Here is a 24,459-nt window from a genome sequence, read left to right on the forward strand (position 1 = left end):
TCATATAAAATTACAATTAGTTCCAATAATTACAAAATAATATATTTTAAAATATTATACTTTATTTCGTAACATTTTTGCGTGTCATGTAATAAATAACGCTCTAAATGTAATTTTTGGTAAGATTCTGTCCATTTTGGGCACAAAAAGGTACAAAAAAGCGGTACCAGAGTTTCTCTCTCCGATACCGCAATCCTCATTACATAGTTGGTTCTGTATCTGTTCCTGTATCTGTTCCTGTATCTGTTCCTGCATCTGCTTTCTGAACCACCGTCTTGTCTTCCTGTTTAATGGTAATCTCCGGCACTCCACTGATGTTAATATTCCGGTTTACCTTCGCATCATAGGTTCCGGCTTTTACAATATCACCTAAATCAATACCAGTGGTTTCCTTCATGGATTCAAACAGTTTTGCCATAACGGCAGGAACGTTGCCGGATACAGAATCAAGGCTGCCGCCTTCTCCGCCTCCGATGATAGTAATCTTATCAATCTGAGAAAGAGGTTCTGCAATCTTTCCTGCCACTTCCGGCAATACCTTAATGATCATTTCAGCAACAGCCGCATTGTTGTATTTCTGATAAGCCTGGGCTTTCTTTTCCATGGCTTCTGCTTCTGCAAGACCCTTTGCCTTGATGGCTTCCGCTTCCGCTTCACCCACCATACGGATTCCCTGGGCTTCCTGCTCTTTTGTATAACGCTCGGCTTCTGCACTTGCCTTCTGTGCTTCTGCCTCCTGAACCTTTTCAAACCTCTTGGCTTCCGCGTTTTTCTGACGCTCATAAAGCTCGGCTTCTGCCTTCTGCTGTCTGGCAAATTTATCGGCTTCCGCTTTCTTTCTGATTTCCGCATCAAGAGATTTTTCCATAACTTCGGCTTCCCGCTGCTTAATTAAAACTTCTTTTTCCTGCTTGGCAATGTCCGCATCAGCCGAAGTGATCTCAATGGTTTTACGCTGTTCTTCCTGCTGAATCTGGTATGCAGCATCTGCCTCTGCCTTTTTCACATCAGCAATTTTCTTTAAGTCGGATTTCTGAATATCCAGCTCATTATTTTTGATCGCTATTTCCCGCTCCGAATTGATTCTTGCATCATTGGCCTGTTTATCTGCAGATGCCTTTGCAATGGCGATCTCTTTATCCGCTTCGGCTTTTGCAATGGCTGCCTTCTTCTTAATCTGGGAAATATTGTCAATACCAAGGTCATCTATAACACCGTTGGCATCGGAAAAGTTCTGTACGTTAAAGCTGACGATGTCAAGTCCCATGGCTGCAAGATCCGGCATGGCATTTTCCTTCACCAGCTCTGCAAATTTCATACGGTCGCTGACCATCTCTTCCAGTCTCATGCGCCCAACAATTTCACGCATGTTTCCTTCTAAAACCTCTCTCGCCACCGAGCCTATGTATTCGGAATTCTGATTTAAGAAGTTCTGTGCTGCCAAAGACAATTTGCCTGGCTCACTGCTGATTTTCACATTAACAGCCGCATCTACCTGGATATTAATGTAATCCGCAGTAGGAACCGCATTGGATGTCTTAACGTCAATCGGGATCAGCTTTAAACTCAATCGGTCAATCCGCTCAAGAAACGGAATCTTAATGCTGGCTTTGCCGATCACCGTCTTTCTTCTTAAACCGGAAATAATAAATGCCATATCCGGCGGAGCCTTTACGTATCCTGACATCAGGATACCCAGGATAACTACAACAAGAACAACGGTGATAATTGTGGAAATCATACTCATATTGATCATACTCATACTCATATATTCTTTTCCCCTTTCTATTGGTGTAATATTTCGAACTGTTCATAAAATACAGTCTTATTTATTATAACAAACAATACTCTTGGTTTCAATTCAACAATACTTAAGCTTTTCTTAATAAATTATCCGAATTTGATATTATCATTGTGGTTTTTTCTATCAAATGTTTGTCCCAACCAGATTTTATCACACCGGCATGTACCAGCAGAATATACTGGTATGAGAGTGCTAACATAACTAAATTATGATTTCTTGAAAGGAGTCTTCATGAATATTCAGGATTTACACAAAAAAGCGGCAAAAAATAGCCGAAACTATAAAACTTATGAGGAAATGGGGGATTATTATCACCAGAACGGCAATCTTAAACGGGCTTATCTCTGCTACGCTCACAGCCTGTTCCTGTGCAGCAGCCCGGAGGAAGCCAAACGGCTGTCTAAAATTAAAAAGGATTGGGAAAAGGAGCATTCAACGGAGCTGGCAAAAGCTGCTCTCTTAATCCCATCTGTCCCTGACTTAACTATGATGAAAGCCATCATACAGACATGCCTGTTAAACAGGGAAGACGTAAAAACCATGATAGTCCACGATGATGAAGAGTCTATGGAAGTTACTGAATGGCTGAAGGAGCAAAATGAAATTAAGCTTGTTTGCGTGAAAGGCCTCACACCTGGTGCCGCACTTAATAAAGCCATAGGACAGACGAAAAAACAGGAGGATCTGTTCGTGCTTGGAAAAGGTTCCGCTTTGCTCCCCCATGCATTGTTTCAGCTACGTATGTCCCTTTATAAGGAGGAATCAATTGGTGCAGCCAACGCGGTTACCAACGGCCCTGCTTTCGGGCTGACTGATTTTATCACTCCCATTGACCGGGCCAGCGTTTATGCGGATGAGCACAACCTGCCCGGGGATGAGCAAATGGATCCGGTTCTGATTCCTTCCTGCTGCACGGTTCTCATACGCAGAGACTTATTTGACAAAACCGCAGGATTTGATGAGCATTACCTGACACAGGAAGTAACAGAAAAGGATTTTTCTTTTCAGCTTCTTAAATTGAAGAAAATTACCTTTTTATGCCATCATGGCTATGTTTATACCTTTGGTCTGCAGCAGAGCAATCAGGCAAGGTGGAGTGACTACAGCCATTTTTATGAAAAATGGAATGTACGGCTTAACTATTCTCTCTTCCCCCGTCCGGATATTCTGGCCCTGATTAAAGATCCCACAGACACTCCTATAAATGTATTAGATGTAGGCTGTGCCTGCGGTGCCTCCCTGCTTGCCATCAGGAAGAAATACCCCAAAGCCTCCCTCCACGGAATTGAACTGGATGAAGGGTCCTGGAACATCTCTTCCCTTCTCTTTCCTGTCACCCAGGGAAATGTAGAGGAGAAACTGGACTATGAGGACGGATATTTTGATTATATTATCTTCGGAGATGTTTTAGAGCACCTTCATCAGCCAGCGGCTGTACTGGAAAATATGAAACGGTATCTAAAGCCGGGCGGAGCCATACTGGCAAGCATCCCCAATATCATGCACATTTCGGTAGTAAGCAATCTGCTAAACGGATACTGGACCTATGAGGAAAGCGGAATTCTGGATAAAACCCATCTGCGTTTCTTCACCCGGAATGAGATCACACGAATGTTTTCCCAGACTGGTTACCAGATTGAAGATATTGGTGTTACCAGAATTTATATCACTCCCGAACAGCAAAAGCTGATTGAACAGCTCTGCTCCATCAGTTCCAGCAGTATGGAGGCATTTACCGCCTACCAGTATTTAATCAGGGCGAGGAAAAAATAAACAGGCCCGTGCCAAAGGGAAGGTGCCGGTCTCATAACTATATTTTCGTTATGAAATCGGCACCACCTTTTAGTTTCTATTCAATTGACTGAAACATACGTGCACAGCTGATAGCTGATTCTAAAAATTCATTGCCAAGCCCAGGAAGCTCCGGCAGTGTAAAACTGCCATTTACAGGTTGGAGATTGTATTTTGTAAGCCCCTTCGAGGTCTCCATACGGTTGCAGACATGATGCTCATGTATGGTAAAATTAGGTATGGCTGCTTCTAAATGAAGGGCTGCGTTAGTAGCAAGAGGGCTGCCCGCCACATGTACCTGAATGGCCACATCATAAATATATGCCAAATCGCAGATCTTCTTCACCTCAGTTATTCCCCCGCAGTTTCCGATATCCGGCTGCGCCAGCTGAATTAAATTCTTCTCAAAATATGGTGCATACTGCCAGCGGCTGAATATCCTCTCTCCGTTTGCAATCGGAATAGAAATGTTTTTCGTAATATATTCCGATGTCTTAATCCCTGGTGTATTTGGCTCTTCAAATGCCCAGATCCCGTATTGTTCCGCCAGCTTTCCCAGTTGTACAGCACTTAAAGCATCGGGATAGGAATGATTCTCCATAATAATATCAACATCAGGACCAATGGCCTCTCTGACCGCTTTCATCCGCGCCTCCACCATACGAAGTTTTTTGGGGGAGAGAAGTCCGGTGGTGTCGAGAGAAGTCAGCTTTTCTCCCCTTTCATTACGGTCGAAGAAGTCGATTTTAATGGCATCATAACCTTCAGCCACTGCCAGACGGGCATTATCGGCATAATCCTCCGGAGTCACCGCCCAAAGCTGCTCCTCTCCTTCTTTTCCCCAGCCAAACTGCAGCTGGCTGGCATAACATCTCAGCTTATCCCGCAGCTTTCCGCCCAGGAGTACATAACATGGGACGTTAAAATATTTGCCTTTGATATCCCAGAGAGCCACATCAATAGCTGCAATACCGGAAAATATGACTGGACCGCCGTTCTGCCCCCAGAACGTACTTTTATACATCTTCTCCCATATAGCTTCCGTATCAAGAGGATTCATTCCTATAACAAGCTCCGCCAAGTCACACACCATGCCAAATGCAGCGCTTCCCCCTGTTCCGTAAGCCATACCAGCTTCTCCGTCTCCAAAGATACCATTGTCCGTGTAAATACGGCAGCCGATAGGGCTGTTCATACGATTGTTAGAGGTCTGAAGACGGAACACATCAATTTTTATTATTTTCATAATTATTTTCAACCTTTCTTATCCTAATTCTACCATTCCTTCCGTATCCACGTGAGTCTTCCCCGATCTGTGGCGCACAATTGCATATGTAAAGCAGATAATCAAAGCTGCAATGTTAAATACTGCAAGCGCTGGCGTTAACGATCTCATGGAATTCCAGCCAATTGCTGCCTGCACGATAAATGCAACTGCAAGAATGAAATAATACACCGGATTACTCATATGCATTCTGGCTTTTGCCCATTTAACAGGCATCTTTTGCGGAACCCTGGTAAGGGAATAAAACAGCAGGAAATTATAAACAGAAGTAATTAACATCATGTTGTTAACAATCATTTTAACTGAAAATCCAAGCAATACCGGGATCAGCCCCACTACCAGCTGAATTGTCAGAACTACATAAGCTCCTCCTTTCCGGTTAACCGCTCCCAGCTTCTCAGGAAACCAGCCATCCTTTGAAGCTTTTAAAAAGGGGCCGCACATCGCACCATAGCTGGAATTCATCGTTGTTAAAAGTGCCATGATAGGACCTCCAAACATAAACACGTAGAACAGTGCCTTTGGAAGAATCTCTCCTGCCGCCAAAGTAAGAGGCTTGCCTGCAACGGTTTCGATAGGCAGTACTACAGAATCAATCAGTGCGGCTCCGCAGTATACCACAAGCAGTACAGGCACAACAGCCAGCATGGATAAAGGCATATTCCGTGTTGCATTCCTTGTCTGGGCACCGTAATTAACATTAAATTTATATCCCTGACAGGAGTAGACCAACAGCATAACGGCTGCCCAGAAGCCTTTGCTGCCTCCTTTAAAAAACTCACTGCTGCCAAAATCAAAGGCTGGTGTGAAATTTGCCTTTCGTGCCCCCGCAAAGATGAACAGGAGAAGGGATGCAACCAAAATTGCGCTCATAATTTTCTGGGCTCTCGCCATGTTTGCAACCCCCATCATATTAATGAAATAGAAGAATACAAGGAAGAAGATCCCCACAATCATTCCATTTGCATCAGGAAACATGGAATTTACATACCAGCCGAGAGCTGTGGCAAACAGTGACATTCCCAGAGTCTGTAATGAAAATCCTACAATATACATCCCGCCAGCCTTCTGCCCCCCAAGCATAGTGATGATGGAATAATCTCCTCCGGAATACTTTGTAACTGATGAAAAAATAATAATCGGCAGATTCGTAATAGCACCAAGGCAAACCGCCACAAAATAAGCCAGCCATACCGAATAACCAGTAAGGCCTATGGCTGGTCCGATGAGGGTAATAACCCCTGCGCCGATTACCTGGCCAATTCCAATCGCCCACAATTCCGTAAACCCAAGAACACCCTCTTCTTTCTTAACTCCGTCTTTGCCCATAATAAAATACCTCCTCCAGAAAAACTCACTACATGGACCAGAATAACTTATCTCCTTTTATTGTTACCTTTTCCCCATTGATAACAAAATCAGAAAGTTCATTGCCAAGGCCCGGAAGTTTTGGAACCTTAAATTTACCGTTCACGGGCTGATAATCGTATTTACACAGCTTTTTATTGAAATCGCAGAGATTTACAATATGATGTTCATGAATAACGAAATTTGGAATTACGCATTCTATCTGAAGTGCGGCTGCGGTGCTGATGGGACTGCCGCAGGCGTGAATCTGTACCGCTATATCGTAGGTATAAGCCATATCTGCAATTTTCTTTACTTCTGTGATTCCTCCGCATGTTCCAAGATCCGGCTGGATCACCTGCAAGGAGGCATTCTCAAAATATTTTGCATACTGCCATCTGGTATAGATTCTCTCCCCGCTGGCAATCGGGAAATTCAGACTGCCTGATATGTACCTGGCTGTAACAGGATCCGGCGTATTGGGTTCTTCATAATAAAATATATTGTACTTTTCAATTGCTCTTCCAAGCTGGACGGATGACTGCGCATCCAAAAATGAATGATTTTCAATAATTAAATCCACCTTTGGGCCGATTGCATTACGGACTGCTTCTACCCTTCCGGCTATGGTGTCAAGCCTCTCCGGAGGCAAAAGTGTGGTACGTTCTGTATCGCTGTAGCTTGTGCCATCCTCTTTGTAGGTAAAAAAGTCAATCTTAATACAGTCATATCCTTCAGAAACTGCCTTTTTTGCATACTTTACGTAATCCTCTGTTGTATAAGCAGCTTCCATGGAAGGCTGCCAGCCAAACTGCAGCTGGCTGGCATAGGTTCTGAGATCATCCTGCCTTTTTCCCCCCAGCAGCTTATAAACCGGCACACCAAAGAACTTGCCTCGTATATCCCATAAGGCTAAATCAATGGCACTCATTCCTGCCGTAAATACACAACCGCCATTCTGTCCCCAGAACGTCTGCTTATAAAGCTTATTCCAGATCACTTCATTATCAAGTGGATCCATGCCTATAATCAGTCTGGATAAATCCTGAACCATACCAAAAGCGCCTGTGGACCCGATCCCATAGGCCATGGCAGCTTCTCCGTCTCCGTAAATCCCTTCATCCGTATAAATCCGGCATAGTACCGGCTTCCACATTGGGTTATCCGGATTGTTAATCTGAAACACGTCAACCTTTGTAATTATCATCTTGTAACCTCCTTGTTTGTTTGTTCACTTGTTCGCTAGGTTAATCGTACATCAACTTTTAATCGGTGTCAATCCTTTGTTTATTTTTTATGTTATATACAAATAAAAACATCTTTTATTGTACATTTTTAACAGTAATGCATCTTTTATATTCTTCTCTAAAATGGCAAATCTGAAAAAAGAATTGCAATATATATTTTTTTATGTCAAAATAGGTACAACTTAAAAAAGCGAGTGAGAAAAAATGAATGATAAAAAATCAATGAAAATTACACACATTTCTGCTGTAGAGCAGGTATGCGAAAGTCTCAAGCAATCCATTCTTGCAGAGGAATGGCAAATCGGCGAGAAACTTCCGTCAGAGAGCAGCTTGGCAGAGCTTTATGGAGTGAACCGCCTTACTGTACGTATGGCACTTCAGAAACTTAATACGTTAGGGGTTGTGGAAACAAAGGTGGGAGAAGGGACTTACGTGAAAAAATTCTCCCTTGGAGATATTTTTTATGATATTTCAGACTTTTTTTCTTCTAAAAAGCCGATTGACGAAATTTATTCACTGCGTATGCTGATAGAAGTGGAATGCTGCAGGCTGGCTATGATCCATGCTACAGATCATGAGCTGGATCTTTTAAAAAAACAGCTGGACCGGTATCTGACAGCCAGGAAAGAATGCCAGGAAAAAGGAACTGATGAATCCATACAGGCATTGGTAGAGGAAGACCTTATTTTCCACTACCATATTTTCCGTATCAGCCACAACACAGTTTATGCTGATTTATTTTTACTGATTAAAAATATAATCCGCCAGTATTTGCTTGAAATTATACCCAGGAAAAATAATCTCTGGATAGAAAAGAAGTACAACGAAGATCCGGACAAACATGTTATTATTTACAATGCTCTGCTGGAAAAAGATCTGGCTGCATGCAAACAGGCTTATAATGAGGCACTATCCCTCAATTTAATGAAGGATGAAAAGAAAGATTCTTAGAAATATGATTGAAATGCCCCTGATTTTTCTTTGTGTTCCTGTATTTCGAATAAGTTTCACAATAACAGAAATACTAAGACAAAAAGCAAAAAGCGAGGCGTCCCATGAAACAGAAAACAAATGGCCTGACTGCAGGCCACTTAACAATGATGGCGTTGGGGACCGTGATCGGCGGTTCCTTTTTCCTCGGGTCATCCGTTGCCATACAGGCCGCTGGTCCCGGGATAATACTTTCTTATCTTCTATGCGGAGTCATGGTCTATTTCATCCTGTTTGCCATTTCAGAAATGACCGTTTCCAATCCTGCCTCCAGTTCCTTCCGGTCATTTGCTTCGGAATATTTAAGCAACGGGGCCGGTTTTGTTGTTGGGTGGGTCTATTGGACCGGTATGGTGATTGCCATGTCAAGTGAAGCAACTGCTGTCTCTTTGCTGTTTCGGACATGGTTTCCTAATATCTCCATACCGGTTCTTGGAACAATTCTGATTCTCGGAGTGACCCTTATTAATCTTCTTGGAGCCAGCCAGCTCAGCAGTCTGGAAAGTATCCTTGCCGGAGTAAAGATTGCTGCCATCCTGGGATTTATTCTTTTTGGTGCTCTGATCGTATTCGGTTTCGTTCCAGGTTATCAGCCCATGGGATTTCAGGTTTTAAGATCTGAACCATTTCTCCCAGGCGGCATTAAAAACCTGGCCGGCAGCATGCTGATTGTTCTTTTCACCTATGCTGGCTTTGAGATTATCGGACTTGCGGCCAGTGAAACACAGAACAAGGAAAAAAATATCCCCCGGGCCATTCATATGACCGTGGGATGGCTGGTGACGCTTTATATTCTCTGCATTTCAGTTCTACTGCTTCTGGTACCTACCTCATCCTTAAGCGAAGAGGTGAGCCCCATGGTAACGGCTTTAAACCGCTATCAGATGACCTGGGCCGGCACTGCCATGACAGTCATCTTAATCAGTGCCATATTGTCAACTATGGTAGCTGCCATGTTTGGAATCGGCAGAATGCTCCGTTCTCTGGTAGAGGACGGACTTGGACCCGGTTTTCTAAAGGACAGAACCGACGTTCCTTACCGCGGTATCCTTTTCTCCGGCTGCTCCATGCTGCTGTTTCTTTATTTTGGACTGATTTTTCCTGAAGTATATTTATTCTTAATCAGTTCCGGAGGATTTGCTCTTCTTTTCACTTATATTATACTCATGGCAACGCATATCCGGTTCCGGAAAAAGAACGGGAAACCGGAGGGAAACTGCAGGCTGTGCGGCTTCCCCTACAGTTCCTTATTTACTCTGGCCGGTCTCCTCATTGCCATGTTCAGTATGCCTTTTATTAAAGGACAGACCATTGGATTTGTTACAGGCATGGCTCTGGTAGCCTTTTTCTCAGCCTGTTATCCGCTGGTTCGTGCCTCAGCAAAGCGTAAGATTCAAAATCCAAGCCGTACTCAGGAGGAAACTGCGAAACGCCGCCGCTTATTAACGGAATTTTCGGAAGAAATTCATCATCCCAATATTCCAAAGAAATAAAATGGTTAAAAATAAAAGCGTCAGAAACCGGCTGAATATATTTTTATCGCCTTGTTTCTAACGCTTTTACTATTGCTGTCTGATTTACTTTCTGCTGCCTCTGCGCTTTTTCGCTGCCGTTACCAGGTGCTTTGCGAGCACTGCTGTTGTTACGGCCCCCACACCACCCGGTACCGGAGTTGCCATAGAAGCAATACTATTCAATGACTCAAAATCCACATCTCCGCAGAGATTTCCATCCTGATCCACATTAATTCCCACGTCAATCACAACTGCATCTGCCCCAACATAAGAGGAATCTATCATCTTTGCCTTTCCCGCAGCTGCAATTAAGATTTCCGCATCCTTACAGGTCTTCTCTAGCTCCCTGGTGCGGGTGTGGCATATGGTAACCGTTGCGTTCTCTTTTAGTAAGAGCATGGAAAGAGGACGGCCCACTACCATGCTTCTTCCAATAACAGCCACCCGCTTTCCGGACAGGGAGATGTCATTGGCCTTTAACACTTCAATAACCGCTTCTGCGGTACAGGGCGCAAAGCCCTCATTCTCTCCGGCAAAAACACGGGCTATATTCTCAGGTGAGATTCCATCTAAATCCTTTTCAGAGCTGATCATATGCTCGATATCCCGTTCGTTGATCTGCTCAGGCAGCGGACGCAGGAGGAGAATTCCGTCTATGTCCGGATTATCATTGATCTTTTTAAATTCAGCCTGAAAAGCTTCATCTGAAATATCACCAGGAAAGGAAAAGCTTTCTGCCTGAAGTCCGAAGTTTTCCATTTTCTTTAATGCACCACGTTCATATGCCATGTCATCGGGACGTTCTCCCACTCTTACAATTGCCAGCTTCGGTGCTGCTCCCGGAAACTCATGTAAAGCTTCCGTTACCTCTTCTCTGATTTTGGCAGACACAGCTGCTCCTTTTAATGTTATCACGATACCTTAAACTCCTTTATCTTTACTTTAACGCAGCCTCCACGTCAGCATATATCTCATCAGAGAGCCTGACTCCTGTCTCAGCAAGCGCTTTCGCCTCCTGGTCCAGCTGACTGGCTGTTTCTCTCTGTTTCATGAATTTTGTATTAATGGAAACGTTCATCTTTGCTCCTAAAAGCGCTGATCTGAGAAATGAAACACCCACGCCCACGTCACTGACAGCCAGGCGGCTGCCCTTATGTGCCAGAATATCCATGACTGCAATTGCTTCCAGCGCCTGTTCCATAACAGCTTTGGGAACGAGGCTGGCTGCAAGAAGATGGGTTTCTAAAACTTCTTCCTTATGTTTTTTTTCCTCTTCCGTTGTGGAAGGTAAGCCATAGGCTGCTGCCAGAGGCGCAAATACTCTCGCATCCTCATCAGCCAGTCTTAAAAATTCTTTTTTTATTTCCTCCAGCTTTATAAGAAGACGCCGCATCTCTTCTTCCACATCCGCATACTTCTTTTTTCCCAGAGTCAGATTAATTACCATCTCACCTAATGCCACGCCCTGGGCACCACCAAGAGCTGCCGCACCACCGCCTCCCGGTGTGGGATTTTTGGAGGACAGTTCTTCCAGAAACCCGGAAACTGTAAGATCCTTTATCATTTATATGTTCCTCTCTTTCCGGCATTATTTTTTACCATTATATCGGCCTTGCAGAAAAAACACAAGGCTCTTTTTCGACATTTTTTTACAACATAAACTTGTAATAAGGGAGGATCAATGTTATCATTGTCGTTAATAAAAATGGAATGCAAACTTTTGATACGCTGTGAAAGGAGAATGGAATGAAGTATCCGCCCCTGACTCTCGGATGGTTTCTATATGAAACTCCAATTGACAACCTTGAATTTATCGGCAGAGAAGAAGACCTTCAAAAGCCGATTACCGGAATCAGTGTTCTTGATAATCCCGATGGTGTAAGATGGATTAAGAAACATGAGATTATTCTGACAACCGGATATATATTCTATAATGACGTGGAACTGCAAAAGCAGGTCATTGCCGATCTCCACGCCATTGAATGCACTGCTTTCTGTATAAAAGTAAAGCGCTTCTTTGATCAGATACCAGATTCCCTGATCAAAGAGGCTGAAAAATATGGGGTTCCTCTGGTCTCCGTACCATATTATCATGTCTATTCCAATATCATCAGCGTAATCAATCAGAACTTAATTGACCAGAAGATTTCCCTGCAGCAGTTTATTCTCAGGGAAACAGAAAAATTTCACCATCTCTATTTTAATAAAGAAGGGATTATGAAAATGCTGGAAGAAATATCCCATTATACCAATTCCATTGTGATGATCACCACCATCTCCGATTTTCCGCTATATTACTATATTCCTCCCAGACAACAGGAGGAATTCAACAAAATAAATAAGCTGCATGCCCAGCCTCTCCATACAGTGTCCCGGCAGGACACCGAAAAAGATCCTTCTGGAAATCGAACGTTTTATTTCAATAATACGCTCCTCAGCTTTCAGACCTTTCTGCTTCCTGACAACAGGCATTATTTGTGTATCGATCATACAAAAACGAATATTGATGAGACAACCGCCGTTATTTTGAAGCAGATTTTTTCGGTAATCGCTTTGGAGCTGTCCTCCATGCAGGTTCAAAACAGGACATTTTCACAGAAAAATTATTTTGATTCTTTTTTTTACATGCTTACCGATAAGAAGAAAAAATCTGCGGAGGAGATTCAGCTGATCTGCGACTCTTACTCATTTCCTTATCAGTTAAAACGAATCTGCGTCACGTTTGAATGCCTGGATAAGGAAAACAAAATGTTTAGGAGTCTGTACAACTTAATCAATCATGAAATGATTCGTCTTGATTATAAATACTTTTTGTGCAACCATGATAACCGTATTGTTATATTTTTTCTGTATTCAAAACAAGTTTCCAATGGAAAGGCACTTTTTCTTGTTAATCAGGCAGTTTCTCAGCTATTGGAAGCGCTGAACGACTATCACTCCTTTTTCAGACTTGGGATCAGCCGGTGCCATTTATCCTGCTCATCCATTGCAAAGGCATATGAAGAAAGCCTGCAGACCTTACATCTGCAGACTCCATTTGCGGAAGCTTCTCTTGTTAATTCATACTCTGCGCAGTACGCCTACCATGTCCTGACTCAGCTTAGTTCCTATGAGTTAAATAAAATTTACACAGATACGGTAAAAGAGCTTGTTTCCTATGATCAGGAAAACAAAAGCGAGCTTCTTTTAACGCTTAAAACATATCTGGAAAATTCCATGAATTTAACGGATACAGCCCAGAAATTATTTATACACAGGAATACTCTTACCTCACGGCTGACACAGGTCAAAAAGCTGCTTTGCTGCGAATTATCGGCAGTTGAGGATATTCTGCGCCTCTATCTTGGAATCTGTGCCTGGGAGCTGATTCAGAATATGTAGCATTTATGCATCATCGTCGCACTCATTGCCTGTTCCCAGAGTCTGAAAGTGCTCCATATTGCCGTAAAGATACTGAATCCGCTCATATTCCCCTTCATCATAGAAGCTGCACTCTCCTCTGCCATAAGCCTTGGCTACCTCCAGCATAAATCTGGCGGTTTCTTCACAGTCTGTGATGTGCGTGGCTCCGGTTGCACAGCCTGCCACAGGAGCTTCCGTTGTTACAGCAACTCCGATTACCGGTGCTTTCGTGGCTGTGGCAGGCTGAAGAATGCTGTTTAAATGATAAAGGCCGTTTCCATAGGGGGTGATATCCTGCTGGGAAAGGGCATATACAAAAGGCTGTTTTCCAGTGGTCATCTGCATCAGATCCAGAATACTCTCTGAAACCTTTAAAATATATCCTTCCTTCACTGTTGGTGAAATAGCGAAGCCTCTGGTATTGATAATCCGGTTCCCTTTTGTGGTGTCCACGGATAATATAGCATCCAGTTCTTCTGTCACCTCTTCCCGGTTTACCTGGGCCATGTTCACCGGAGAATCCATGAACGGTACCGGATGATGCTCTCTGGTGGGTGCATCGGGACAAACGTGGGTGGAAATAAATACATCCCCCTCCAGATAATCTCCTTTATTCTGCATATCCAGGATTTTTGATGCCAGAGAGATTGCAATCAGAGCTCCGTCTCCGTCTGACACAAAGCCGATCCGCTCCGGTCTGGCTCCCAGTCCGCCAAGTCTTCCAAGCAAACCGATGGTGGGGGCATCCATGCCTTTGCTTTTCCCTTTTGATCCTGGAATTCTCACCTTGACCATATCGGTTTTTCCTTTTGGCCCTTTCAGAGTATAAACTTCCACATCGGCATCGCTTCGTATGCCTTTTAAATAACCTTCCACCTGTTTTCCGCTGGCATAACTGCTGTCAAGCAGATCATATACCTCGATCAATTGTTTCATCAGCATAATGAATCCTCCATGTTCTTTACTTAATTTCCATCAAATCACAAATAGCTGCCACATAGATTTTAGCTGCTGTCACCACATCCTCGATCTGGACTGTCTCATTATAAGAATGGATACCCACTGTATTCGAGGGACCAAACTGAATCGTAGGAATCCCCAGCTTGCGGTAATCCCTTGCATCACTGGAGGCCCACTGGTATGCCGGGATCACTTCTTTACCAAGAAGCAGTTCTGCATTTTCTTTAAACGCCAGCACGATGGGAGCCTCATGGTCTGTAAAATTGGCATCACTCTTGTACTGAAGCTCATACTCCACACCCTCGACTCCACTGATTTTTAGAATCTGTTTTAAGGTTTCATCAATTTCTTCTTTGTTCACTCCGATGGGAAGCCTCACATCGACGGTCGCTTCACAATAGTCAGGAACCATATTGTGCCTGGTTCCTCCCTGAATCAGACCTACATTGGTGCTGACATGATCAATCACTCTTCCAAGTCCTGGAATGTGATTTTCTCTTTCTGCAAGAAGCTTGGAATCCATGAGCGGCTTTTTCTGACGTTCGGAAAAATGTCCTTCTATCTTAGAGAGAAGGGAAACGTGGGAAAGAACCCTGGAAAGCTTTAAAATGGCATTTTCTCCTTTAAAATCCCCAAGACTTCCATGTGCGGATTTACCGAACGATTTTATCTTTAAAAGCAGGCCGCCCTTCTGCCCGATCTCTATGGTATTCATGGAAGTGGGCTCGGCTACCAGGCATGCATCGGCGTGTTCCCCATATCCGTTGGCACAAAGCCACTGGGTTCCAAACTGTCCTCCGCTTTCTTCATCAGAGACAATATGCAGACGGATATTGCCATTTAAGGGAACCTGCTTTTTTGCAAAGAGGGAAAGAGCAAATAAAACGCCTGCCACCCCTGCCTTCATATCCGAGGTCCCTCTTCCCAGGATCTGGGTATCTGTTATCTCACCGGAAAAAGGATCAAACTCCCACTGGTTTAAATCCCCCGCAGGCACTACATCTACATGGCCATTTATAATCAGGGAAAAACCCATGTCTTTTCCATAGCCTGCTACTACGCAGGGATAATCCGGATTACAGCCCGTCTCCTTATATTCAATACCAGCATCTGTTAAAAATGTTTCCACAAAATCAACCACATCTCTCTGTGTGCCGGTTGGATTTTCACTTTTTATCTGAATCAGTTGAGATGTCAGTGTAATCAGTTCATCACGGTGGTTCTCCACGTACTGTACCAGCTCTTTTTTTGTCATCTCATTTTCCTCCCTGTGCTATTTTGCTTTCATATAAAAAGCAGGCCACCTGATGCCCCTCTTCTCCATACGATAAAAGCGGCGGAACTTCTTTTTTACACCGTTCCATACACGCAGGACACCGTCCGGCGAGGGCACAGCCTTCCCTGTCTCCAATGGGGCTTGATATCTCTCCCTCCAGTGTAATCCGCTCCTTATTCTCATCCGGGCTTTCCGGCGGAATGGCAGATAAAAGAGCCTTCGTATAGGGATGAAGCGGATTTTTATAAATATCTCCTCCACTGCACAGTTCTACAATCTGTCCCAGATACATGATTGCAATCCGGTCACTGACGTATTTCACCACACTTAAATCATGGGATATAAACACGTAGGTAAGATGATATTTCTTCTGCAGACCTTTTAGTAAATTGATTACCTGTGCCTGAATGGATACATCAAGCGCCGATACCGGTTCATCACAGACAACCACCTTAGGCTGAATGGAAATGGCCCTTGCCACATTTAAACGCTGTCTCTGTCCGCCTGAGAACTCGTGGGGATAGCGGTTCATATGCTGAATGTCCAGACCTACCTGATGAAACAGCTCTAACACTTTCTTTTCCAGTTCTTTCCGGCCCTTTACCGTTTTATGGACAATCATCGGCTCGGATACGGAGTCGGCAGCTGTATGTCTGGGGTCCAGGGATGAGTATGGGTCCTGAAAAACCATCTGAATGTTTTTGCATAACTCAAACCGTTCTCTGGAAGATAAATTTAATATGCTCTTTCCTTCAAACAGAATATCTCCCCCAGTGGGTTTATGAAGTCCCACAAGGCATCTTCCAAGCGTTGACTTTCCGCACCCCGATTCACCGATAATTCCAAGGACCTCTCCTTCTCTGATATCCAGGCTGATGTCCTTTAAAGCATGGAGAACCGATTTTTTTCCTCCCAGGCCTCTGCCCTTTACCTCAAAATCCTTAGACAGATTTTTTATCTGCAAAATGATTGAATTTTCACTCATGTCTTAACACACCTCCCCGCACAAGACCGCCTTCTTCACACTGCCTGTGACAGGCGACAAAATGTCCCGGTTCCAGTTCTTTTAATTCCGGTACCACGCTTTTGCAGATTTCACTGGCATAGGGACACCGGTTGGAAAAATTACAGCAGGTTCCTGTAAGCCTTAAATCAGGAGGCGTTCCCTGAATGGTGGACAATTCTTCTTCTGATTCACTGCCAAGCCTTGGCATGGAATCCAGAAGCCCCCACGTATAAGGATGCAGCGGGTTGTGATATAAATTGCTGCATGTGGTGTATTCCACTGTCTTGCCGGCATACATCACCATGACGCTGTCACACATTTTCCAGACCACCCCCAGATTGTGGGTAATTAAAAGAATGGCTGTCTGATAGGTCTTCCGCATCTCTTTTAATAAGTCTAACACCTGAGCCTGAATGGTCACATCAAGGGCAGTGGTGGGTTCGTCTGCAATAATCATTTTGGGACTGCTTAAAATGGACATGGCAATGATTACACGCTGGCACATACCGCCTGACAGTTCATAGGGATAGGAATCCATTCGCCGCCTGGCATCTGTTATGCCAACCTTCATTAATGCCTCTTCTGCCATACGACAGGCTGACTGCCGGTCCACCCTCTGCTGGGTCCGGATCAGCTCTGTCATCTGGTGTCCGACTTTAAAAACAGGAGATAAGGAAGTCATGGGATTCTGAAAAATCATGGAAACATCCTTTCCGCGAAAAGACAGAAGTTCTTTCTTATTAAGAGCCAGGACGTCTGTCCCATCAAAATCAATACTGCCGCTTACAATTTTTCCAGTACCTGCCGGTAAAAGACGGATAATTGAGGAAGAAGTCACACTTTTGCCAGATCCTGATTCGCCAACAATTCCCATGATCTCTCCGCGGTTAATCTGAAAACTCACTCCGTCTACCGCCTTGCTTACACCGCCTGACGTATAAAAATAGGTTTTTAAATCCTTTACGGTTAATAATGCCTCACTCAAAGCATTCCCTCCTTTCTTCAAAGCTTTTCTTCACCTTCTCCATCGCCTCAGGAGATGACAGAAGATCCAGTGCGGTAAGGGCAAGTGCCTTCGCCCCTGTTAATAAAGCCCTCTTCCCGTCTTCACTTTTGCATGCCTCTTCAAACTCCCTGGTATGCCCCCTCAGTTCCGGCACCACCTTTACGTATGACTGGAGTGCAGGAATTACATGAGTGATATTTCCTACATCTGTGCACCCGATTCCCAGTTCTTTCCTTCTTGGCATTACCACTTCTCCAAGTTCCGTAAAGTTCTTTTCAAGCAATGCTTCCAATCCGGGATTATTACGGATATCCTCGTAAGTGTATCCTGCCTGCTTATACTGAACGGTTGTCCTTGTCATCCGTGCAATGGATTCACCGGCTTCCAGAAATTCCTTTAATATTTTTTCTTTGAATTTCTGGTCAAAGGACCTGACTGTAAACTTCGCCTCAGTGACTTCCGGTATGGTGACCGGCTCCCTGCCGCCGTCGGTTATCACTCCCAGAATTGTACCTCTTCCATTCCATGACAGCCTCTGTCCGTTTATATACTGAAACAGCAAAAGCAACGGTTCCAGTGCGCTGACGCCTTCCTCCGGCCAGGTTGCTCCATGAGCCTTTTTTCCATGATATGTGACAATGATATCGGTTACAGAATAGGAGATATCGTTGACCACAGTCTCATTTGCAGAGTGTATAATCATGGCTGCGTCCAGTTCTTTAAAGGCTCCCCGCTCAAGCATGATCACTTTTCCGCCTCCGCCCTCTTCTGCCGGAGTTCCGTAAACCGTTATGATTCCGCCCAACTGGTCAATGACTGACTTTACAGCTGCACCTGCACCCACAGCCATGGCTGCCATCAGATTATGCCCGCAGGAATGTCCCATACCGGGAACAGCATCATACTCAGCAAGGAATCCAATATGAGGTCCTGGCTTTCCGCTGTCATAACGCCCGCAAAATGCCGTATCAAGACCGCAGATTCCCCGCTCTATTTGAAAACCAAAGGTCTCAAGCAGTCCGCTCACCGCTTTGCTGGAGGCATATTCATTGAAATTATATTCCGGGTTGTCCCACAGGTAGAGAGCCAGTTCCCAAAGCAGATCCGATTTTTCCTCAATCACCTGTAATGCCACTTCTTTTATCCTGTTCATTTCCATACGTTTCCCTACTTTTTCATTTTCGGATCCAGCACATCCCGGATCCCGTCGCCAAGAAGATTAAACCCAATTACCGTTATGAGGATAAATACACCGGATACGGCCGCAATGTGAGGCGCTGTATTCAGTGAATTTCTTCCTGCCCTTAGAATGCTTCCCCAGGAAGCCGTAGGCAGATCGATTCCAAGTCCCAGAAAGCTTAAGGCTGATTCCGAAATAATGGCACTGGCTATATTTAACGTCGCATAGACGATTACTTCCGAAATGGTATTGGGAAGGATATGATGGAACAGCATGCGAAAATGAGAGATTCCGATTACTCTTCCTGCATTGCAGTACTCTTCCCGCTTCACCACCAGCACCTGGCCTCTTACTACCCGTGCAAACCTTGGAATCTCGGCAATTCCGATGGCCAGAATGACATTGGTCATTCCGGAACCAAGTACAGTCATAAGGACAATGGAAAGCAGGATGAAGGGAAACGCCAGAACTCCATCCATAATCCGCATCACAACCGCATCCACAATTCCTCCCATATATCCGGCAAGAAGCCCCAAAAGAACACCGGCAATGCCGCCCACTATGGTAGCTCCTGCAGCCACCAAAAGAGAAACTCTGGCTCCATAGCAGATTCTGGTAAATAAATCTCTTCCAAATTCGTCGGTTCCAAACAGATGACCTTTTTCAAAAAAAGTCAGGTAAGCATCAATTGGGTGGATTTCATTTGGTTTTCCATCAGTTATAAGTGGAGCAAACACAGCAATGGCAATCATAAAGCAAACAGCTGCAAGTCCCAGCACTGCTGTCTTATTTCGTTTCAGCTTATTCCATGCATTATTTGCTTTCCTCTCTTTTCTCAGAATCTCTTCCTGAGACTGCTGGTCCTGTAAAAGCACCTTTGCCATTTAGTAACCTCCTTCGTAGCTGACATTGGGATTGATTATCATATACACCACATCCACAAGCATGTTAATAATTACAAATGCCAATGCAATCACCAGAACCGCTCCCTGTATGAGCGCATAGTCTCTGTTATCAATTGCCCCTACAATCAGAGTTCCCATGCCCGGCCAGGCAAAAATGGTTTCTGTAAGAATCGCGCCTGCAAAGCATCCTGCCAGCTGCAGTCCCAGAACCGTAATTACGGGCGGAAGTGCGCTTTTTAATGCATATTTCCAGATCACAACTGATTCCCTGATCCCCCTGGCTCTGAGAGCACGAATGGAATCCCCATGAATGGATTCCAGAATGCTGGAACGTGTGATTCTTGAAAATGTTGCGGTCGGTATGGTAGCCAGACAAAAACAGGGCAGCACCATATGGCGGATCACATCTCCGATTCCAGATGAAATACTTCCCATTCCCAGTACAGGAAGCCAGCCTAATTGAACGCTGAAAACCAGCACCAGCATCAGACCAAGCCAGAAAATAGGCATGGAAACTCCCACCAGTGCCAGTACCATGAACAGATAATCAACTAAGGTTCCCTGTCGGACTGCCGAAGTAACACCGATTAACAGACCTGCAATCAATGCGATCAATACTGACGGCAATGCCAGAAGCAGGGTATTGGGTATTCTTTTTGCAATCAGTCCCAAAACCGGCTGATTGTAAGAATAGGAGACACCGAAGTCTCCCTTTGCAATCTGAATCATATAATCTTTATACTGACTGACAAGAGGCTGATCAAGCCCCATGGTCTCACGCATTTTCTGTACATCCTCCACGGATGCCTGAGGTCCTAAAACCGCTCTTGCCGGGTCACCGGGAATCATTCTGGTAAGGATAAACGTCAGCGTGACGACCACAAAGAGAGACGGAAGGATCTGCAGACATCTGATTAATATTGTTTTAAACATAGATCTCCTCTCGTGTTTTTGAAACAGGGGATATTGCCTGCGCAATATCCCTCATTCCAGCTTCTTATTTTGATAACCATACATTGATATCAGGCGTACAGATTTTAACTTTTCCATCTGCTCTCTGTGTGAGACCCTGAACATTGGAGCTTACGCCCCAGTTTACATTTTCATTGGCATAAAAGATTCCCGGATACTGTTTCACAATAACAGCAAGGGCTTTTTTATAGAGTTCTGCACGTTTTGCCTGATCGGTTGTAAGAAGGGCATCATCCAAATACTGATCTACCTCTTTATTTTCAAATCCCTGACCATTTCCAAGAGAACCGATGGAACTGGAGTGGAACAGCTTATTTAAGAAGAAGTAAGGATCCGGATACCAGGTCCAGGACATTGCGAAGACATCAGCTTTGCCGGATGCTGCAATTTCACTGAAGGCTCCCCATTCACTGGTGTTGATGTTCACGTTGATGTTTAAGTTCTGCTTTAAATATGCCTGGAACAAGGTTGCCATTTTTATTCTTGCTTCTGTGTTGGAGATGTAGATATTTAAATCAAAGCCATCGGGATAACCTGCTTCTGCCAGAAGCTTCTTTGCTCCTTCCGGATCATAGGCCGGTTTTTCTGACTCAAGACTGGAGTCATATCCCCAGGAACCAGGAGGCAGCGGAAGGCTGGCCGGTTTTGCCTCATTATACTGATATACTCCGGCAGTCAGCTCATCCACATTGACTGCTTTGATAATTGCTTCTCTTACTTTGATATCAGCAGTGGGACCGCTCTTCTGGTTGAAATAGATGTATGCAACATGAAGTCCCGGTGTCTCCATCAGTTCCACAGACTGATCTTCTCTTGCAATCTTGACTGCTTCTCCGCTTAAGCTGGTAGCCAGGTTGATTTCCCCGGTTCTCAGAGCATTCACTGCCTGATTTCCGTCGCTGACAGGCTTAAATGTAACTCCATCCAGATAAGGTTTTGCAGCCCAGTATTTGTCGTTGCGTTTTAATACAGCCTGCTGGTCCAGTTCAAAGGACTCCAGGGCAAATGGGCCGGTTCCTACAAGATGAGTGCCGAAATCATCTCCCCAGCCTTCCACTTCTTCTTTTGGAACAATCACATTTCCGGCATCAGTCAGTGCTGTTAAGAATACAGCATTGGGCTCTGCCAGATAACATACCAGTTCTGTATCACTGACTGCCTCACAATGATCAAGCATGTCCAGACGGTTCATGGCGGAAAGCTGACGGGAACGTTCCAGAGAATACTTCACATCTTCTGCCGTCATCTTTCTTCCTTCCTGATATTTACCAGGCTGGAAATAAACATCATCCCGAAGTGTAAAGGTATAAGCCAGTCCATCGTCACTAACCTTCCATGATTTTGCCAGACCAGGCTGGATTTCGGTCAGTTCTGTGTTGTACTCTACAAGGGTATCGCAGACAGTTCCGATGATCTGGGATTCGTAAGTTCCCGTATACTTTACGGGATCCAGATTCTTAGGGGAGGATGAAAGGGAGATGGTTAAAACGCCTCCGGATACCGGTTCCCCAGGTGTCTTCTCTTCTTTTGCCGTCTCCTGTGCTGTGCTGGCCTGCTCAGTCGCTGCTGCTGTCGAGGCTGGTTTATCAGAGCCGCATGCACTTAAGACAGCAGTAGCTGCCAAGGCGGCGATTGCTGCTAAGATTCTCTTTTTCATAATTCTTCCTCTTTTCTTTATATTTTAATAAAACGACAGCCAAAGAAGACATAGTCGCCTTTAACTATCGTTTATTATGCCAGTATGAAATAAATCTTGTACTTAAGAATGTTCTCTCAGCCATTCCATGGCAGTTCCCGCATAGATAGCTGCCATTTTATGTAGACTTTCCTCATTAAATGTGACTCTCGGGTCATGAACACCGTAGGGATATCCTTCTTCCTCTGACCCGGTCCCGACCCAATAGAGTACCGATGGAACCAGCTGGGATACAACGGAGAAATCCTCTGAACCCGTCATACGGGGAAGTTCATAACAGGTGTCTTCTCCCAAAATACGATTAATATATCCTGTGGTTTCCTGTAAAAGAATGGTATCATTTCTCATTGGAGGAATACCTTCGTGAAGAAACTCAACCGCAGCTTCGGCCCGAAATGCAGCTGCAGTCTGCTTTGCGATCTGAACCAGGCGATCCTTTGCAAAACTTCTTACTTCCGGATTCATGGTCCGGATCGTTCCCTTCATCACTACTGTCTCAGGAAATATATTGGAAGCGGTTCCCCCATGTATTTCGCAGATGCTAAGCACCAGCATCTCATCGGGATGAACCTCTCTGCTGTTTACCGCCTGCAGGGCCATATGTATATGCACTGCTGTATTGATTGGATCCACGCAGTTGTGAGGTGCCGCTCCGTGACCGCCCTTTCCCTTCACCGTTATGGCAAATACATCACTGGAAGCACACGCCGTAGTCCAGGAATATCCTACCGTTCCAGCTTTTTCATGTACTACATGAAGAGCCATGGCTGCGTCTGCGTTAGGATTTCCAAGCACTCCCGCCCTCACCATGTCAAGTGCACCTGCCACGCCTTCTTCACAGGGCTGAAACATCAGTTTTACGGTTCCCTGTAATTCTTCTTCTCTTTCTTTTAAGATCCGGGCTGCCACAAGGAGAGCGCTGGTATGGATATCATGCCCGCAGGCATGCATACAATCGTTCTCTGATGCAAACTCCAGACCGGTTTCCTCTTTCATCGGAAGAGCGTCCATATCTGCCCGGAGCAAAAAAGTCCTGCCTGGTTTTCCTGCTGCTGCAGTGATCCCGGCCTTTCCGCAGCGAACCGGCTCATACCCCAATGAAACCAGTTCTTTTTCAACAAGCTCTATTGTCTTTGGAAGTTCAAAGCCAAGCTCAGGATTCTTATGAATCTGCCGTCTTATGGCAATCCCATATGACTCAAGTTCCCTTGCTCTGAATAAGATATCACTCATAATAAGAATCCTCCTGACTTATATTTATAAATTATTATGAATATACTAGCAGGCAGTTTCCTCTTTGTAAATAGCTGCGTGCACAGTCATTTCGGGACAAATTAAGCAGCGTGCACAGAAATCAGGGGATTTGTGCATTTACCGGTCTGTTAATTCTGAGATCATACGTGCAAGCAGCGTCCTGGGCAGAATCACCGGTTTTTTCGTTTCTCCCGCAAACACCTTTTTCATTTCCTGACTGTATCCAATGCAGTCCAGTACGATCACATCTGCATTTAACCCCTTTATCTGCTCTGCCGCTTTTATAATTTCCTCCCATGCTCCATAAGGGGACGCAGAAATAACGTTTACATCCGTTACAATCTGTGACCATTTGTCCAGACTCTGTTTTAACTGCTTAGGGGACGGGGTTACTACAATAATAGATGAATTTGGGGAAAACAGAGGAACCATTCTGTCCAGAATATCACAGGGATAAATCAGGGGAACGGAGGATTTCAGTGTATCCGGAAACTTGCCCGTGCAAAACATCATGATAAGTTCTGCTCCCTCCGCCTCCAGTTCGTGGATTGCTGTCTGAAGACGGGGAAGAATAAAACGTTCTGCAAACGTTACGGAAGAACCATCATTTAATCGGGATACCAGCACGTAATCGCCTTCCTCCGGTTTGAATTTCCGGATTTCTTCTATTGTCAGCCCGTCTAATCCTCCTTTTTCACTAAGTTCTGCCTTTCCCTCAAAAATACCCATAATATCGGCTGTGACATCTGTTCTTGGACTCTGTCCCACTGTAATCGCACCAATTTTCATCTTATTTCTCCTCTCGTCAAAAAGCATGTGATCTA

20 protein-coding genes are annotated in these 24,459 nt (G+C 44.6%); 4 read left to right on the plus strand and 16 right to left on the minus strand.

Translation table 11 applies throughout. The annotated features are described in order from the left end of the window. Nucleotides 1-199 precede the first annotated feature (199 nt). Nucleotides 200-1,756 carry a flotillin family protein gene (locus DS742_RS08615; RefSeq protein WP_117416682.1) on the minus strand — a complete coding sequence of 519 codons (1,557 nt, stop codon included), beginning with the start codon at nt 1,754-1,756 and terminating at the stop codon, nt 200-202. A 279-nt stretch (nt 1,757-2,035) separates the two neighbouring features. Here DS742_RS08615 and DS742_RS08620 point away from each other — a divergent pair, with 279 nt between their 5' ends. After that, nucleotides 2,036-3,577 (plus strand): bifunctional glycosyltransferase/class I SAM-dependent methyltransferase, encoded by a 1,542-nt coding sequence (locus tag DS742_RS08620; protein ID WP_117416586.1) that lies wholly within the window; start codon nt 2,036-2,038, stop codon nt 3,575-3,577. A gap of 76 nt (nt 3,578-3,653) precedes the next feature. On the opposite strand, the gene DS742_RS08625 is transcribed toward DS742_RS08620, so the two are convergent. The 3 genes from DS742_RS08625 to DS742_RS08635 are packed head-to-tail and all read right to left on the minus strand — an operon-like array spanning nt 3,654 to nt 7,434. Beyond that, the gene (locus DS742_RS08625; protein ID WP_117416683.1) at nt 3,654-4,841 is read right to left on the minus strand and encodes a mandelate racemase/muconate lactonizing enzyme family protein; all 1,188 of its coding nucleotides are present in this window, start codon (nt 4,839-4,841) and stop codon (nt 3,654-3,656) included. A gap of 18 nt (nt 4,842-4,859) precedes the next feature. Next, a complete protein-coding gene (locus DS742_RS08630; RefSeq protein WP_117416587.1) occupies nt 4,860-6,209 on the minus strand; it encodes an APC family permease in 1,350 nt (449 codons plus the stop codon). A gap of 28 nt (nt 6,210-6,237) precedes the next feature. Continuing rightward, on the minus strand, nt 6,238-7,434 hold the full coding sequence (locus DS742_RS08635; RefSeq protein WP_117416588.1) for a mandelate racemase/muconate lactonizing enzyme family protein: 1,197 nt from the start codon (nt 7,432-7,434) through the stop codon (nt 6,238-6,240). Between the two features lie 244 nt (nt 7,435-7,678). Between DS742_RS08635 and DS742_RS08640 the strand changes: the two genes are divergently transcribed. After that, a complete protein-coding gene (locus DS742_RS08640; RefSeq protein WP_117416589.1) occupies nt 7,679-8,425 on the plus strand; it encodes a FadR/GntR family transcriptional regulator in 747 nt (248 codons plus the stop codon). Nucleotides 8,426-8,529: 104 nt separating this feature from the next. Further along, nucleotides 8,530-9,957: an amino acid permease gene (locus tag DS742_RS08645; RefSeq protein WP_117416590.1), complete on the plus strand. Its 1,428-nt coding sequence runs from the start codon at nt 8,530-8,532 to the stop codon at nt 9,955-9,957. 84 nt (nt 9,958-10,041) lie between these two features. On the opposite strand, the gene DS742_RS08650 is transcribed toward DS742_RS08645, so the two are convergent. Both DS742_RS08650 and DS742_RS08655 read right to left on the minus strand, forming a co-directional pair. Next, nucleotides 10,042-10,893 carry a bifunctional 5,10-methylenetetrahydrofolate dehydrogenase/5,10-methenyltetrahydrofolate cyclohydrolase gene (locus tag DS742_RS08650; RefSeq protein WP_117416591.1) on the minus strand — a complete coding sequence of 284 codons (852 nt, stop codon included), beginning with the start codon at nt 10,891-10,893 and terminating at the stop codon, nt 10,042-10,044. Nucleotides 10,894-10,915: 22 nt separating this feature from the next. Beyond that, complete coding sequence (locus DS742_RS08655) at nt 10,916-11,542, minus strand: cyclodeaminase/cyclohydrolase family protein (protein ID WP_117416592.1); 627 nt, start codon at nt 11,540-11,542, stop codon at nt 10,916-10,918. A 182-nt stretch (nt 11,543-11,724) separates the two neighbouring features. Here DS742_RS08655 and DS742_RS08660 point away from each other — a divergent pair, with 182 nt between their 5' ends. Continuing rightward, nucleotides 11,725-13,359, plus strand: coding sequence for a PucR family transcriptional regulator (locus tag DS742_RS08660; RefSeq protein ID WP_117416593.1), 1,635 nt, complete (start codon nt 11,725-11,727; stop codon nt 13,357-13,359). Between the two features lie 3 nt (nt 13,360-13,362). Here the strand turns inward: DS742_RS08660 and DS742_RS08665 are convergent, their stop codons facing one another. The 10 genes from DS742_RS08665 to DS742_RS08710 all read right to left on the minus strand — a co-directional run bounded on the left by DS742_RS08665 (nt 13,363) and on the right by DS742_RS08710 (nt 24,424). Continuing rightward, nucleotides 13,363-14,322 carry a DUF1177 domain-containing protein gene (locus tag DS742_RS08665; RefSeq protein WP_117416594.1) on the minus strand — a complete coding sequence of 320 codons (960 nt, stop codon included), beginning with the start codon at nt 14,320-14,322 and terminating at the stop codon, nt 13,363-13,365. Between the two features lie 19 nt (nt 14,323-14,341). Next, nucleotides 14,342-15,595: a M20 family metallopeptidase gene (locus DS742_RS08670; protein ID WP_117416595.1), complete on the minus strand. Its 1,254-nt coding sequence runs from the start codon at nt 15,593-15,595 to the stop codon at nt 14,342-14,344. A 1-nt stretch (nt 15,596) separates the two neighbouring features. Further along, on the minus strand, nt 15,597-16,601 hold the full coding sequence (locus DS742_RS08675) for an ABC transporter ATP-binding protein (RefSeq protein WP_117416596.1): 1,005 nt from the start codon (nt 16,599-16,601) through the stop codon (nt 15,597-15,599). Next, nucleotides 16,594-17,607 carry an ABC transporter ATP-binding protein gene (locus DS742_RS08680; protein WP_117416597.1) on the minus strand — a complete coding sequence of 338 codons (1,014 nt, stop codon included), beginning with the start codon at nt 17,605-17,607 and terminating at the stop codon, nt 16,594-16,596. Before DS742_RS08680 ends, DS742_RS08675 begins: the two co-directional genes overlap by 8 nt. After that, nucleotides 17,600-18,787 (minus strand): M20 family metallopeptidase, encoded by a 1,188-nt coding sequence (locus tag DS742_RS08685; protein WP_242996432.1) that lies wholly within the window; start codon nt 18,785-18,787, stop codon nt 17,600-17,602. The genes DS742_RS08680 and DS742_RS08685 overlap by 8 nt, the downstream gene beginning before the upstream one ends. 8 nt (nt 18,788-18,795) lie before the next feature. Then, on the minus strand, nt 18,796-19,692 hold the full coding sequence (locus DS742_RS08690) for an ABC transporter permease (protein WP_117416599.1): 897 nt from the start codon (nt 19,690-19,692) through the stop codon (nt 18,796-18,798). Continuing rightward, nucleotides 19,693-20,646: an ABC transporter permease gene (locus DS742_RS08695; protein WP_117416600.1), complete on the minus strand. Its 954-nt coding sequence runs from the start codon at nt 20,644-20,646 to the stop codon at nt 19,693-19,695. A 64-nt stretch (nt 20,647-20,710) separates the two neighbouring features. Beyond that, on the minus strand, nt 20,711-22,342 hold the full coding sequence (locus DS742_RS08700; RefSeq protein ID WP_117416601.1) for an ABC transporter substrate-binding protein: 1,632 nt from the start codon (nt 22,340-22,342) through the stop codon (nt 20,711-20,713). 102 nt (nt 22,343-22,444) lie between these two features. Continuing rightward, nucleotides 22,445-23,614, minus strand: a complete 1,170-nt coding sequence (locus DS742_RS08705; protein ID WP_117416602.1) for a M20 metallopeptidase family protein — start codon at nt 23,612-23,614, stop codon at nt 22,445-22,447. 138 nt (nt 23,615-23,752) lie between these two features. Further along, nucleotides 23,753-24,424 carry an AroM family protein gene (locus tag DS742_RS08710; protein WP_117416603.1) on the minus strand — a complete coding sequence of 224 codons (672 nt, stop codon included), beginning with the start codon at nt 24,422-24,424 and terminating at the stop codon, nt 23,753-23,755. Nucleotides 24,425-24,459 lie beyond the last annotated feature (35 nt).

The organism is Lacrimispora amygdalina (assembly GCF_003432035.1).
Lineage (GTDB): Bacteria > Bacillota > Clostridia > Lachnospirales > Lachnospiraceae > Lacrimispora > Lacrimispora amygdalina.

Coding starts and splice junctions, on each gene's coding strand:
- DS742_RS08615 (WP_117416682.1), bottom strand. CDS start 1,756: ATGATCAATATGAGTATGATTTCCACAATTATCACCGTTGTTCTTGTT.
- DS742_RS08620 (WP_117416586.1), top strand. CDS start 2,036: ATGAATATTCAGGATTTACACAAAAAAGCGGCAAAAAATAGCCGAAAC.
- DS742_RS08625 (WP_117416683.1), bottom strand. CDS start 4,841: ATGAAAATAATAAAAATTGATGTGTTCCGTCTTCAGACCTCTAACAAT.
- DS742_RS08630 (WP_117416587.1), bottom strand. CDS start 6,209: ATGGGCAAAGACGGAGTTAAGAAAGAAGAGGGTGTTCTTGGGTTTACG.
- DS742_RS08635 (WP_117416588.1), bottom strand. CDS start 7,434: ATGATAATTACAAAGGTTGACGTGTTTCAGATTAACAATCCGGATAAC.
- DS742_RS08640 (WP_117416589.1), top strand. CDS start 7,679: ATGAATGATAAAAAATCAATGAAAATTACACACATTTCTGCTGTAGAG.
- DS742_RS08645 (WP_117416590.1), top strand. CDS start 8,530: ATGAAACAGAAAACAAATGGCCTGACTGCAGGCCACTTAACAATGATG.
- DS742_RS08655 (WP_117416592.1), bottom strand. CDS start 11,542: ATGATAAAGGATCTTACAGTTTCCGGGTTTCTGGAAGAACTGTCCTCC.
- DS742_RS08660 (WP_117416593.1), top strand. CDS start 11,725: ATGAAGTATCCGCCCCTGACTCTCGGATGGTTTCTATATGAAACTCCA.
- DS742_RS08665 (WP_117416594.1), bottom strand. CDS start 14,322: ATGCTGATGAAACAATTGATCGAGGTATATGATCTGCTTGACAGCAGT.
- DS742_RS08670 (WP_117416595.1), bottom strand. CDS start 15,595: ATGACAAAAAAAGAGCTGGTACAGTACGTGGAGAACCACCGTGATGAA.
- DS742_RS08675 (WP_117416596.1), bottom strand. CDS start 16,601: ATGAGTGAAAATTCAATCATTTTGCAGATAAAAAATCTGTCTAAGGAT.
- DS742_RS08685 (WP_242996432.1), bottom strand. CDS start 18,787: ATGGAAATGAACAGGATAAAAGAAGTGGCATTACAGGTGATTGAGGAA.
- DS742_RS08690 (WP_117416599.1), bottom strand. CDS start 19,692: ATGGCAAAGGTGCTTTTACAGGACCAGCAGTCTCAGGAAGAGATTCTG.
- DS742_RS08695 (WP_117416600.1), bottom strand. CDS start 20,646: ATGTTTAAAACAATATTAATCAGATGTCTGCAGATCCTTCCGTCTCTC.
- DS742_RS08700 (WP_117416601.1), bottom strand. CDS start 22,342: ATGAAAAAGAGAATCTTAGCAGCAATCGCCGCCTTGGCAGCTACTGCT.
- DS742_RS08705 (WP_117416602.1), bottom strand. CDS start 23,614: ATGAGTGATATCTTATTCAGAGCAAGGGAACTTGAGTCATATGGGATT.
- DS742_RS08710 (WP_117416603.1), bottom strand. CDS start 24,424: ATGAAAATTGGTGCGATTACAGTGGGACAGAGTCCAAGAACAGATGTC.